The following is a 13418-nucleotide window of genomic DNA, read 5'->3' on the forward strand; positions in this document are numbered from 1 at the left end:
GATAATCTCATGTTTTGCTTTCAGTCTTCAGTTCGCTGGTGACCAATGGCGGAAAAGTAAGCGGCACAAACCTCTCGGCTGGGAATATGCCCGATCGGTAATATGTTGAGCACGCATCTAAAAAACCACGCGTACTTTGATCCAATCGGTTGAAGGCCTTGCATTCTTTCATCTGCTTAAATGCACGGGGCGTCATCTTCCAATCAGCCATCAATAGCAACAACTGCCGCCAGTCCGGATCATCCAACGTCACCGCCTGGCCGACCGCGACATCCATCGCCGTGACCCAGCGATGGTTCTCGGAGCTGAGCAGAACCCCCGAATGATAGTTGTTCGCTTCCAATTGATCGGCATCCGTGCCCATGCGCTTGCGAACCTCGTCCGGCGTTTCCTCGCGTTGGATCACGTACGTCTGATACCGTCCGCCCGTAGCGGCCGCCGAGAGAATCGAGCCGAGCGACTGACTCGGCACGATGCGCCAGTTATGCGACTGCTCGTCGATCGGACGGCCTCGATTGAACGTCTGCCTGTGCGGCTCGATGCTGGCGCCCGGGTCATCCGTCGTCGCGACGTCTTTCCATTGGAACTTCGCGTACTGGTTGCCGAGCGCGACGTTTTTCGTCACGTCATCCGGGCGCATCAGCCCGGCGACATCGGCGTGCCCGGGTCGCTGCCCGCCTTTCTTGACTTCGCCACCGTACAGGTCAGGCTCGTACGGCGGGTTCAGTTGCTCGCCGTTGATGAAGCGAATGTCGTTGCGCTTGAACGACGCCTGTAGCGCCATGTTCTTGCTGGACTCGACCACTGAGCCCAACATCGTGCCGTCCGTGTCGGGCCCTGGTGTCAATCGCTGAACCTGGTCCCGAACCGGCACGCGCGCGGGGGACGTACCGACAGCGACCTTCGACCGCTTCCCCCTGCCGTCCTGGTCGCGTTCCAGTCGCGTCCACATGCGCTGGAAAAAGCGTTTCGGCGCGAGCGTCGTCATCGCGGGCATCGTTTTGCCCTGCTTGGCGGCCGCGCCATCGGCCGGAACGTCGTCGGGCACGCCGAACGTCCCGATCCCGCGCACCTTGTCGAGGCCGACCACGGTGTCTTCGGGGCAGAAGTAAAGATAGACCTTGCCCCGGTTGTCGCGCTCGTCAAACGTGATCCAGTTCTTGCCATGCTTGTCCAGGCGCTTTCCCTGCGTCTGGCTCCAGTTCCGTCCAGCTCGTCCGCCCGAGCAAACCGAATCGATCATCAGGTCAGCCAAGTCCGGAAGCGTATGCGGCTCGCTCGTCACCGCGTTGACGATGTCGACCAGCGTCTTGAGCTTCGCGTGCCCGGTTTGCTGGCTGCCGTCCTTCGTGAACTGCAGGCTGTATGGCGTATCGACCATGATGATGCAATCGACGCAGCGTTGCCCTTGCTGCTTGAGCATCGCCTGCGCGAGCAGCGTGATGATCGTGCCTTGGCTGTGCCCCATCACCGTGATCGTTTCGTGCTTCGGATCGATTCCGTGTTCCAACGCGAGCGCGGAGGGCTGGATGGCGCGCATTGTCTTGATGAGGTTCGCCAAGCGAGCTGCGGCGAGCACGAAGTAACGGCGGTCTGGTGAGTTGCCGGCGAAGATCGTATTGCCGGCAAGCGCATTTTGCATGACCGTGCGCTCGAGCTTGTCCGGTTCGAAGCCCCGGCTGTACATCTGAGGGATGTTGTTCGTCGCGTTGGCGAAGAACCCGCCTCCCTTGCCGAAATGGGCATCGAGCCGGTTCGCGTGGATGTCCTGATACTGGCCGCGCGTCAGCAGATTGCCGTCGCTGTCCGCCACGCGGCTCTTGACCTCGCCAGAATTGTTCACCTTGGCAATTTCGTTATCCGCGGCTCGATAGCCCCAGTAGAACGGTAAAAACATGCTATGAGCGCCGCCGCTCTCCGAACGCCTATACAGGAACATGTCGGGATCGTTGGCGATCTTGCTATCGAAGAACCGGCTTTTTTGGCTTTTCGCTTTGATGGCCTCAGCATATTCCTGGCCGTATTCGCCCGGCCGCAGATCGCTCCGCGACAGGCGCTCGTTGAGCCCTTGGCAGAGCCCGCGCTCAACGGTCGCATAGGCCGCACCCGGATCGTTGACGCCGTGAATGAAGATCACCACGCCCGGAAGATCGGCCGGAACCTGAACGGGCCGATCGCCCGGCCGATTCGCCATCGTAACGCCCGCCCCTTGGGCGGCCGCGTGATACTGATCGTTGTTATCGCTCATCGTTCGTGTAGGCGTCGCAACTGGTCGGATGGCGCGGCAGCAACTGCTGGCAACTCAGGGGCTTACGTTTCGTGTGCGACATCATAGCGGGTCCTGCCGGACGAGTTCCATCATGCGCGCCCCGAAGTTGAAAGCGACGAGATGAGCGTGGCCCCGCATGAGGTCTTGTGCCCGTCGAAAGCCACGGCACGCCCGTCAATGCGGACATTCTCGTCGCCCTCCACGATCACGCAATGATTGTGTCCATCCATCGGGCACGTGCAGCGGTCGCCGACACAGGCCACCGCCCGCCCCATTACGGTCGAGCCCTCGCGACCGGTTTCGACGTGGCCGCCGTGCGTTGTCGAATCGCCGATGCGAATCACGCCGCGCATACGAGCCCCTATCGGAAAGGATTCAGATCCGGTTGCTTCTGCGTCGGTGGGCTCACCATTACGATCGTCGCCGTGCCGTTCGGCCGCCGATTGATCGTGGCGCTGGCTCCGCCTTCGTTGTAACCCGCGATCAAGCCGAGCCCGATCTGGACCAACGGCGAGCTGATACCCGTGTTACCGATCCGGTGGCCGATATCGTAGCCCTCTTTCACGTCATCGAGACTGGGCGAGGACGGACCGCTTTGCGCGAGCGCCTGATTGATCGGCGCCACCCATGTGCGATCACCCGTCGTGTCGTAGAAAATACGTTTCGGCGTTTCGCCGGCCGGCAGCGTGCCGATTGCCTGCTGCCAGCCAACCTTGAGCGCTTCCGCCTGCTGCGCGGTTTTGAACGGCTTGCCGTGCGAATCGGTGAGCTTCACGTCGACGGGCCGATGCAGATAGCCGAGCAGCGGCGCGTTGTCAAATTGTTTCACCTGCCACGTCGTCCAACGCACCGGGATATAGGGCGTCGGCTTGAATTCGCCCGGCCCTTTGTTGCTGATCGTCTTCCAGAATTCGGGAAGTTTGGTTTGCCACCACATAGAAGTGACGAAACCCGGTGACATCGGCGTGTCGACTCCTGCCTTCCGTTCCTCTGCATCATAATGTGCGGAGAAGCCGTCCGGCCCAGAATCATGATTGATCTGCCAGAAGTAGTTCCACAGCCGAGTGATATCGTAATCGGTCGTGTTCTTGTTGACGTTCTGAGTCTGCTCGACGGCGTACGGACGGATAAACCTGTCAACTCGATCCGAGCGGGACACAAGCATCGAGACCATGCTGTCCGGCATCGAGGGAATGTTCGACTGCTTGAATGTGTCCACATAGCCCGGCGTCTGGTTAAGCTTTCGGGTCGCTGCCCCATCAAACGTGACGACGACCGCTTCAGGGACATCTGGATGCGCGTCGAAGAATGCGAACAACTTCTCAATGATGCTGGCGCCGTCGTCGGTGTTCGCATCTTCCTGCCACAGCAGCAGCGTGACGCCCAGGCCCGCTTCTTGTCGAAGCCCGGAAAGTTCTGCGCCTGGCCGATCAGCGCGCTGCGCCTTTGGAGGCTCCCAAATAAACACTGGGACGGGCCAATATTCAACCGAATTGCGCGCTCCGAATTTGAAGCTGATCCGAGTCGACAAACCGAGCTCGGTCATTCGCGCATCGTCGTTAGCCGGATAGTCGTCGGGGTTCTGCGACATGTACGTCGAGTGGTTGTCTGCCTTTGTCCCGATGGCATTCCAGATCTCCTCGTTCGTTTCACTACCAGTGACGAGTCCGAGGCCACGCACCTCCAACGCGAACTTCTCGCCGAACTGGGCAAGCAGCGTCGGCGTGCCGTTGTTTCCATGCACCACCGCAGCGGGCATCTCCGGTGCAGCGGACACCGAATTTGCGACCACAGACGCAGACTCAGCAGGCGCGCGATGCAGCCAAACATATCTCGCCGCGAAGGCCATAGCGATGACGCCCAGTGCAACCAATACACCGTTCCGAATGCTACCCACCATACCCGGCATCTCCTGTCCTGTCGCTGCCCAAACCTGATAATGCCGCGTCATCACGAGGAACGTCCAACCCAGCGCGATCAATACGAACACAGCCGCAAACGGCCAGATACGAGGTTTCATATCGCCTCTTCGATAATCTCATGTTTTGCTTTCAGCCTTCAGCTCGCTGGTGACCAATGGCGGAAAAGTAAGCGGCACAAACCTCTCGGCTGGGAATATGCCCGATCGGTAATATGTTGAGCACGCATCTAAAAAACCACGCGTACTTTGATCCAATCGGTTGAAGGCCTTGCATTCTTTCATCTGCTTAAATGCACGGGGCGTCATCTTCCAATCAGCCATCAATAGCAACAACTGCCGCCAGTCCGGATCATCCAACGTCACCGCCTGGCCGACCGCGACATCCATCGCCGTGACCCAGCGATGGTTCTCGGAGCTGAGCAGAACCCCCGAATGATAGTTGTTCGCTTCCAATTGATCGGCATCCGTGCCCATGCGCTTGCGAACCTCGTCCGGCGTTTCCTCGCGTTGGATCACGTACGTCTGATACCGTCCGCCCGTAGCGGCCGCCGAGAGAATCGAACCGAGCGACCGGCTCGGCACGATGCGCCAGTTATGCGACTGCTCGTCGATCGGACGGCCTCGATTGAAGGCTTCTTTGTGAGGGGCGATGCCGGTACTCGGATCGTCCGTCGTCGCGACGTCTTTCCATTGGAACTTCGCGTACTGGTTGCCGAGCGCGACGTTTTTCGTCACGTCATCCGGGCGCATCAACCCGGCGACATCGGCGTGCCCGGGTCGCTGCCCGCCCTTCTGCACTTCGCCACCGTACAGGTCAGGCTCGTACGGCGGGTTCAGTTGCTCGCCGTTGATGAAGCGAATGTCGTTGCGCTTGAACGACGCCTGTAGCGCCATGTTCTTGCTGGACTCGACCACTGAGCCCAACATCGTGCCGTCCGTGTCGGGCCCTGGTGTCAATCGCTGAACCTGGTCCCGAACCGGCACGCGCGCGGGGGACGTACCGACAGCGACCTTCGACCGCTTCCCCCTGCCGTCCTGGTCGCGTTCCAGTCGCGTCCACATGCGCTGGAAAAAGCGTTTCGGCGCGAGCGTCGTCATCGCGGGCATCGTTTTGCCCTGCTTGGCGGCCGCGCCATCGGCCGGAACGTCGTCGGGCACGCCGAACGTCCCGATCCCGCGCACCTTGTCGAGGCCGACCACGGTGTCTTCGGGGCAGAAGTAAAGATAGACCTTGCCCCGGTTGTCGCGCTCGTCAAACGTGATCCAGTTCTTGCCATGCTTGTCCAGGCGCTTTCCCTGCGTCTGGCTCCAGTTCCGTCCAGCTCGTCCGCCCGAGCAAACCGAATCGATCATCAGGTCAGCCAAGTCCGGAAGCGTATGCGGCTCGCTCGTCACCGCGTTGACGATGTCGACCAGCGTCTTGAGCTTCGCGTGCCCGGTTTGCTGGCTGCCGTCCTTCGTGAACTGCAGGCTGTATGGCGTATCGACCATGATGATGCAATCGACGCAGCGTTGCCCTTGCTGCTTGAGCATCGCCTGCGCGAGCAGCGTGATGATCGTGCCCTGGCTGTGCCCCATCACCGTGATCGTTTCGTGCTTCGGATCGATTCCGTGTTCCAGCGCGAGCGCGGAGGGCTGGATGGCGCGCATTGTCTTGATGAGGTTCGCCAAGCGAGCTGCGGCGAGCACGAAGTAACGGCGGTCTGGTGAGTTGCCGGCGAAGATCGTATTGCCGGCAAGCGCATTTTGCATGACCGTGCGCTCGAGCTTGTCCGGTTCGAAGCCCCGGCTGTACATCTGAGGGATGTTGTTCGTCGCGTTGGCGAAGAACCCGCCTCCCTTGCCGAAATGGGCATCGAGCCGGTTCGCGTGGATGTCCTGATACTGGCCGCGTGTCAGCAGATTGCCGTCGCTGTCCGCCACGCGGCTCTTGACCTCGCCCGGCCTGTTCACCTTCGCGATCTCGTTGTCCGCCGCCCGATAGCCCCAGTAAAACGGGAGAAACATGCTGTGGGTGCCATTGGCTTCCACGCGCTGGTGGAGATACATGTCTGGATCGCCCAATACCTCTGCGTATCGAACTGTATCGCCCTTCTTTTTGGCCGCCGACGCGCTCACATACCGCTGGCCGTATTCGCCCGGCCGCAGATCGCTCCGCGACAGGCGCTCGTTGAGCCCTTGGCAGAGCCCGCGCTCAACGGTCGCATAGGCCGCACCCGGATCGTTGACGCCGTGAATGAAGATCACCACGCCCGGAAGATCGGCCGGAACCTGAACGGGCCGATCGCCCGGCCGATTCGCCATCGTAACGCCCGCCCCTTGGGCGGCCGCGTGATACTGATCGTTGTTATCGCTCATCGTTCGCTCGGATTCAAAGCTTCGGCCTCAGATAGTCGACCTTCGCGATACGCATCGCGTCGTCCTTGACCAGATCCGTCAGGCCGCTCGCGTCGGTCTTGCCCTCGATGACGCGCCCGTCGTCCAGTGTGATCCGGAATGGCTTGTTCGCCGCCGCCGGCAGATCGCCATCCTCGCCCGGATAGTGCAGCTTGAAACGCTGATCCGTCGGCTGATGGTTGAACGCGCTCTTCGCCGCCTGCGCCGTCGACGGCCCGCCCCACTGGTGCGACGCCGACAGCAGCTTGATGTCGCCGTTCGTGCCGAGCGTGATGCCGTTGCCGATCTCGAGGTAGCTGCCGTCCTCGGCGACGAGCCGAATCTTCGGCGCGCTCGCGAATACCTCGTTCTCGTTCGTCGTGATCTTGACGCCCTTCTGCGCGTTCGCCGTCAACGTGTCGGATTGCGCCTGCAGCAACACTGGTCCTTCGCCGGCCACCGCCTGCACGCCCGTGCCGCGAGCGAACAGCTGCATCCCCTGTCCCGCCGTCGCGTTGAACCGCTGGCCGCTCATCAACTGAAGATGCTGCTGCGCGACCTGATCGATGTTCTCGCCGGCGTAGGTCACGTGCGTCTTCGGGGTGACGTTTACCGACCCAGCTTGTGCGCCGAACGCCATCAGTGCCTGATCTGCGCCGACGGCCGGCGCGCCGACGCTGCCCGCTCCCGCGCCGGTGCCCGGCGCCCAACTCTTGAAGGCCGCGGCCACCGCCTGCTGGCCGGCCGTATCCGCCGCCTGCCCGCCGTGCTGTCCCGCGTAATCGCCCAACGCCTTGAACAGCGCCGTGCATTCGCCGAGCAGCAGGACCAGCTCGTCACGGTCGAGTTGGCCGCCGCTCGCCTGCGTGCGCGCGTACGTCGTCAGCAAGATGCCTTGTGCCGCCCGCAGCGCCGCCGCGGCATCGGTGCGCAGCTCCGCGCCCTCGCCGCGGTCGTTGCCATGACCGTTCTCGCGCGGCTGGGTCAGATAACCGAGGTTCAGCTGCGAGTGCGCATGCTCGCTCGCCAGCTGCGCGCTGATCTGATTCGGCGTGTCGTCTAGGCGCAGTTGGTTGTACCGCTGCCCCTTGATCTCCTTCGTCTTGATGCCCGACAGGTAACGGTTGCCCGGCAGCCTGCCCGCATGGCTGAACGTCGCCGGCGGATTCGCACCGTTGCTCAGCACCCCGATGATCACCAACCGGTCCGGATCGCCGCCGACACAACCGAGCAACACTTCCATGCCGACTCGCGGCAGAAACGATGCGCCGAAATGGGTGCCGGCAAGACTCGTCGCCACGCGGATCGGTGCGCTGTCGCCCGCATTGTCGTTAGTGCCCGCGCCCTGCGCGTGCGCGTGGTCCACCGGGTCGAGGCCGTGAATCCGCACGCGCACCCGGCCGTCTTCGTCGCAGAACACTTCTTCGCCCTCAGCGCCGACGATCGTGCCTGTCAGCAGATGCACGGGCGGCAAGTCGGCTTGCGGATCGTACGCGGGCGCAAGCGGCACGCCGCGGCGCACGCAGGTGAACGTGTTCTCGTAACGGGTGTCGGCATCCTTCGCGAGCGCGGCCGGCAATGCAGGGGCTGCGTGCGCGAGATTGCGGCTCGCCGCGAACAGCGCCTGTACGCGTTCGTTGAGCCCTTTGGGCAGGTTGTTCCAAATGTCGTGGTCGATCGACGTGATCACGAACCGGCGTTTTTCGGGAAGTTGCTTGTCCCATTCCGGGTCGCCCGTCAGCGTGACCCATGCGCCCACGGCGAGGTCTCGCACACCGCTGACGCCGTCGTAACGTTCAGCTTCGAACTCGTGCGCGAGCATGCGCGCGTGCGTGAGCCGCTCGTGATCGCGCCACGAATCGCCCGCGTGCGGGATGTCGATCGCGACGTCGGTCAGCAACCTGGCCAGGTCGTTGCCTGCCTCGCCCTGATCGAGACTCGAACCGACGGTCGATTCGTCGATTCGGGCCTTCTTGTAATCCCATGACGGCCGACCGGCCTTGCCCGGAATCAGTTGCCGATGCAGCGCGAACAGCGTGACCGTGTCGCGCTGCTCGGTGCCGGCGTCACGCGGATGCAGTCGGACCGTGCCCGCCGGCGCTTCCGGCAGCGACATCGGATCGTCACAGCATACGAGCGTGTGCACTGGCGTTTCGTCGTGAACGTTCTGCGCGCGTTTCGCCCGACCGGCCTTTGCAAACGCGGTGATCCCTTCGCGGCGCAGCAGGCGACGCACGAAGTGCGCATCCGATTCATTGACCTGGCGGGTCAGTTCGCGGGGCGGATACCGGTCGGCGCGAAGGCCGGATAGATCGAACTCGAACGCGCGCGCAAGGGCCGGGCTGCGCTGCTGCCATTCGTTGAACAGCGTGGTGAGAATGTCGACGATATTCCGTTTCCGAAACACGCGCGAATTGGTGCGCTTGTCCATCAACGACAGTGCGTCGCACACGGTCAGTTGGTACACGCAGAGTTCGCCGTCGCTTTGTCCGATCTGGACGTCGCGGATGATTGCGTTCACCATGTGCAGCTGTCCGCGGTCGGTAACGAGCCGGATCGAAACCGGGATGCCGAGGAATACGCCGGGCGGCAGGTTGTGGCGGGTCGACACGCAGGTCAGACGCCCCCGGATCCCGCTCATCAGCCCTTCCTGAACACTCGCGTGCTGCAGCGCGAGGAGATGGCCGATCGCGGCCTGCGCGGCGCCAAAGTGCAACGCGACCGGGCGGTTATTCCAGTCGACCGCCCCCGACGCGAAACCGCGTAGCGTATCGTTCAAATTAGTCACGGCAGACTCTCAGGTTTCTGCTTGGATTTCGAAAGGGAGGAGTGTCGATTCTCGAGTCGACTGAAGTCCCCCACGGCGCGTTAATTTTAGCAAGGTCCGGACAAATGGTCGCCAAATTAACGAAGGTTCACGATCGCTTCGATGGTGAACCATGACGTGAGATGGCGTGAAACCTGTCAAAGTCAACGGGTCTATTCCGTCTATTGGCGCGCTGAGTGCCGGCCGCCGCACCCGTGGCATCGGAATTGACCGCGGAAGCGAAGACATCTCCGCCTACCGGCTCCTCTTATGGCTGTTGCAAGAGCGCATGGGCTTGAGTACCGTCCCGGCGCGCGGTTGCTGATTACGTGGGCCGATCAATAACGAATTCGTCGCGCGGCAGGCCAGACATCCATTTCGGAGTTCGGCCTCGACCGCTCCATGTCTCCCCCGTCATTGGGTTTCGATATTTCGGTGGAAGCGGGCCACGTCGCTTGTCAGGCGAGCGCAGGCGAGTCCAATGCGGAAAAATCTGCTCAGGCCGGATCTCGAATCTCAAGACAGCCTCTCGTATCTCCGAGAGTACCGTTGAGATTTCGCGCCGCTTCGCTGCTTCGGCTTCCTTATTGAGTGCATCGAGTTGAGCCTTCAGTTCTGGGTAGGTTGCCACAATAGCACTCCAATTGACATACGTTCCAGCGCGCGCACCGATCGAGGAGCGCGATAGCGGAATGGGTGTACTGGCGAGTTACGCCATCCAACACAACGGGAATAAAAAGGCGATCGTCGGTCCCGACGATCGCAAAACCGCCTGCTCCGAGGCAGATCGGAGGGCAGCAGGCGGTGGCCGATTCAAGCTAAGCGGTTAGGTATCGCCTGCGCCCTGCGCGGGAATGCAGCGAATCTCGTGTGGCGGGATAGCCGAATTCTCGCTTGGACGATGGTTGAAGCGCGGCGATGCACGCTGTCTGCGGATCGGACGGTCGATGGCTGCCACGCTTTCTGATGGATGCTGCGCGATTACGCGATGGTGCCCGCACGCCGAATTCGAGGCACGCGACGTTGATCTTGGGACGGCAATAGCAATCGTCGCCGTCGCGACCGGACGGGTGTGCCAATGTTGCCGTAAAATACGGTCAGCCATGGTGGCCTCTCATTGTGTTCACCTAGGTTAGGAGGCGGGCGATGTTCGCAGCATCGCCCGCCTCCGGTTCTCTTCAGACTTCCGCATTGAGGTTGCCCGCTTCGTGCTAGCGGGCCGGAGACGTGATGGTCGTCGTCCGTTCTCCTTCTGCGTTACCGATCCGCTGTATCGGGAGATACCTGAGTCTCATTGCAGTTCATCGGTTCCCCTTCAACTTCAACCAGACCTTGTTGCGCAACTGAATCGCGGCGGCCGAGCACATCTTGTACGGCTTGAGCCGCGCTTTGTATTGCTCCGGCGTCTTGACCGCTGGATTGCTCAACAGCGCTGCATCAACGTAGCGGTCGGAGCCGATGATCTCGTTGCTGTACCGGATAGCGTTCGTCACCTGCGCGATGTTCTCCGGCCGCATCATCCAATCGAGGAACTTGTAGGCTGAATCGACATTGCGAGCCTTTGCCGGGATGAGCAGGCTGTCCATGAACAGACGCACACCCTCCTTCGGATAGACGAACTTGATCGACGGGAGGCGCTCCTGCGCACGCACTGCCGCTCCGTTCCAAATATGCTGCACCGTGATCTGCTTGGACGCGAGGCGATCGACCGTGCCGTCGTTGCTGTACGTTTTCACGAATGGCTTTTGCTTTTGCAGAACATCGAGTACCCGTTTTGCGTCTGCTGGATTCTTCGTGCATTCATCTTGGCCCAGGTACCAACTCGCGGCCATGTACAACTCCTCTTCGACGTCCAGATCGCCAATCTGGCCGCGCAATGCTTCGGGCGGCTCGAAGAACGACCTCCAACTGTCGTCAAGTCGTCCGCCGGGGACGCGCGCGCTGTCGTAAGCGAAGCCCGTGAGCACGACCGTAAAAGGCATCGCATAGTCGCGTTCGGGATCGAATGCCGGATGACGGTATTCCGGCTTGATATTCGCCATATTCGGCAGCTTGCTCTTGTCGAGCTTGAGCAGCAGGCCGGACTTCACGAGCACGGGCACGTAATAATCACCGGCGATCACGACGTCGTACCCTCCTCCTCCGGCCTGCAACTTTTGCGTCAGCGCCGCATCGCTCGCGTAGGTGTCGAGCGTCGTCTCGATTCCCGTTTCCGCGTGAAACTTCTTGAGCAGTGCGACAGGCATGATGACAGGCCAGCTTCCAACATGTAGCTCAGCGGCCGTCGCGGTCCCAGCTGCAGCAAGTAGCATTGCCCCGATTATTTTCTTCATACGGCTCTCATTGTCTGAATGTTTGGGTGATGTGTTTCAACGCGGGTGCCCATGGATCTGCTTGCCCTGCGTGCGCCAAGGGCCCAGACCGTCAGGAGCTGAATGGATGAAAGCGCAACGACCGCGACCGAGACAGCGCTGACCTTCGGCGTAATTCCGATCTTTAGGGAACTGAAGATGTACATCGGCAAGGTGGTCATCCCGGCGCCCGCCAGAAAGTAGCTAGTGACGTAGTCGTTCATCGACGCGACGAACGAGAGGAGCGCGCCCGCGACAATACCGGGCAACGCCAAAGGCAATGTGATTTGTCGGAACGCAGCCCATGGAGGAGCCGAAAGATCAGCTGCAGCCTCGAGCAATGTGCGGTCGATCGTCTTTAACCGTGCGTTGATTGGCAGATACGCGAGCGGAACGCAAAACACCACGTGAGCGAACAAGACCGCAACAAAACCGACGTCGAGTGCGAACATCGAAAACAGCATCATCGTTGCGATAGCGAGCACCACCTCCGGAACCGCCAGCGGCAGCGCGATCACCAACGCACGCAGATCGATTGCTCGGCGCTCATTGCGTGACCACGCTGCGACGGCTGCGCTCGTAGCCAGCCCCGTCGAAACAACCATGGATCCGAGAGCAAGAGCCAGGGAATTCCGTACCGCCCGAATCAGTGTCGGGTCCGACCAAGCTTCGATGTAACCGCGCAGGCTCCACCCTTTCCACATAAGTGCGGAAGGCCCGTCATTGAAACTCATCCACCCAACGACCAGCAACGGCAGGTAGAGGAACATCAGCACGGCGATCGCGATCCCCGCCGTCAACGGAAACCGACGTAGCTCAGGCGAATTCATGTTCGTGCACTCGTCGTTGGAGGACGGACGTCAGGCGCAGCGCGAGCATGGCCAGGAGGACGACGGCGAGCAGTGCGAACGACATAGCCGCTCCCAGCGGCCAATCACGCCCCCCGGCGAACTGAAAGTCGATCAGGTTGCCGACCATGAACACATGATTGCCGCCTAGCAGCCCCGGAATCGCGTATGACCCGAGCGCGGGGACAAAAACGAGTCCAACGCCCGCCATGATGCCCGGCCGACAGACGGGCACGATCACATGCAATAGGGCGGCTGCTCTGTGCGCGCCGAGGTCATACGCTGCTTCGACCAACCGCCAGTCGAACTCGTCGAGCGCAGCGAAGATAGGCAGGACCATGAAGGGGATGAATGCATAGACGAGGCCGATTAGTGTCGCGAGATCGGTGTACAGGAGGCCGAGTGGACCGCGCAGCAGGCCCAAATAGCTCAGAGCTTGAGCCACCAGCCCATTGTCCGCCATGACGATAATCCATCCGGTCATCTGCACGACGACGCAAGTCCAGAACGGGATTGTCACGAGCACCAGCAGAGCGGCTTTCCATTTCGGCGTGCGCGTTGCGATGAACAATGCGGTAGGAAATCCGACAAGCAAGCACCCGGCGGTAGCGAACACCGCCATCGTCATGGACCGAACGAAGATGCTGATATAGCCTTGTTGGAGCACGAGCGCGCCGTCCCAATCCCGATCGAACACCACCCGTTCGTACGCTCGGAGCGTGAACTCTCCCCACGCGACCCCACCAAATTCCAGCGGCGCGTTGACCGATACCACAGCTAGCACGATCAGTGGGAGAACGACGCCCAACGTCATGACGAACACAGACGGCTCGAGAAGCACTCGCCA

General features: G+C 61.3%; 9 protein-coding genes. All 9 read right to left on the bottom strand.

The window, feature by feature from the left end; translation table 11 throughout:
• Positions 1-7: 7 nt before the first annotated feature.
• Positions 8-2248, bottom strand: coding sequence for a DUF3274 domain-containing protein (locus WS70_RS26200; protein WP_108034068.1), 2241 nt, complete (start codon positions 2246-2248; stop codon positions 8-10).
• Between the two features lie 110 nt (positions 2249-2358).
• The gene (locus WS70_RS26205; RefSeq protein ID WP_108034069.1) at positions 2359-2622 is read right to left on the bottom strand and encodes a PAAR domain-containing protein; all 264 of its coding nucleotides are present in this window, start codon (positions 2620-2622) and stop codon (positions 2359-2361) included.
• 8 nt (positions 2623-2630) lie between these two features.
• Positions 2631-4289 (bottom strand): type VI lipase adapter Tla3 domain-containing protein, encoded by a 1659-nt coding sequence (locus tag WS70_RS26210; RefSeq protein ID WP_162499000.1) that lies wholly within the window; start codon positions 4287-4289, stop codon positions 2631-2633.
• An 18-nt stretch (positions 4290-4307) separates the two neighbouring features.
• A complete protein-coding gene (locus tag WS70_RS26215) occupies positions 4308-6548 on the bottom strand; it encodes a DUF3274 domain-containing protein (RefSeq protein WP_108034071.1) in 2241 nt (746 codons plus the stop codon).
• Positions 6549-6561: 13 nt separating this feature from the next.
• Positions 6562-9354: a type VI secretion system Vgr family protein gene (locus WS70_RS26220; protein ID WP_059597981.1), complete on the bottom strand. Its 2793-nt coding sequence runs from the start codon at positions 9352-9354 to the stop codon at positions 6562-6564.
• A 343-nt stretch (positions 9355-9697) separates the two neighbouring features.
• On the bottom strand, positions 9698-10003 hold the full coding sequence (locus WS70_RS26225) for an H-NS histone family protein (RefSeq protein ID WP_082716289.1): 306 nt from the start codon (positions 10001-10003) through the stop codon (positions 9698-9700).
• A 670-nt stretch (positions 10004-10673) separates the two neighbouring features.
• The gene (locus WS70_RS26230; RefSeq protein WP_059472110.1) at positions 10674-11705 is read right to left on the bottom strand and encodes an extracellular solute-binding protein; all 1032 of its coding nucleotides are present in this window, start codon (positions 11703-11705) and stop codon (positions 10674-10676) included.
• The gene (locus tag WS70_RS26235; RefSeq protein ID WP_059472109.1) at positions 11702-12553 is read right to left on the bottom strand and encodes an ABC transporter permease; all 852 of its coding nucleotides are present in this window, start codon (positions 12551-12553) and stop codon (positions 11702-11704) included. The genes WS70_RS26230 and WS70_RS26235 overlap by 4 nt, the downstream gene beginning before the upstream one ends.
• Complete coding sequence (locus WS70_RS26240) at positions 12540-13385, bottom strand: ABC transporter permease (protein WP_162499017.1); 846 nt, start codon at positions 13383-13385, stop codon at positions 12540-12542. Before WS70_RS26240 ends, WS70_RS26235 begins: the two co-directional genes overlap by 14 nt.
• Positions 13386-13418 lie beyond the last annotated feature (33 nt).

This window comes from Burkholderia mayonis (assembly GCF_001523745.2).
GTDB lineage: Bacteria > Pseudomonadota > Gammaproteobacteria > Burkholderiales > Burkholderiaceae > Burkholderia > Burkholderia mayonis.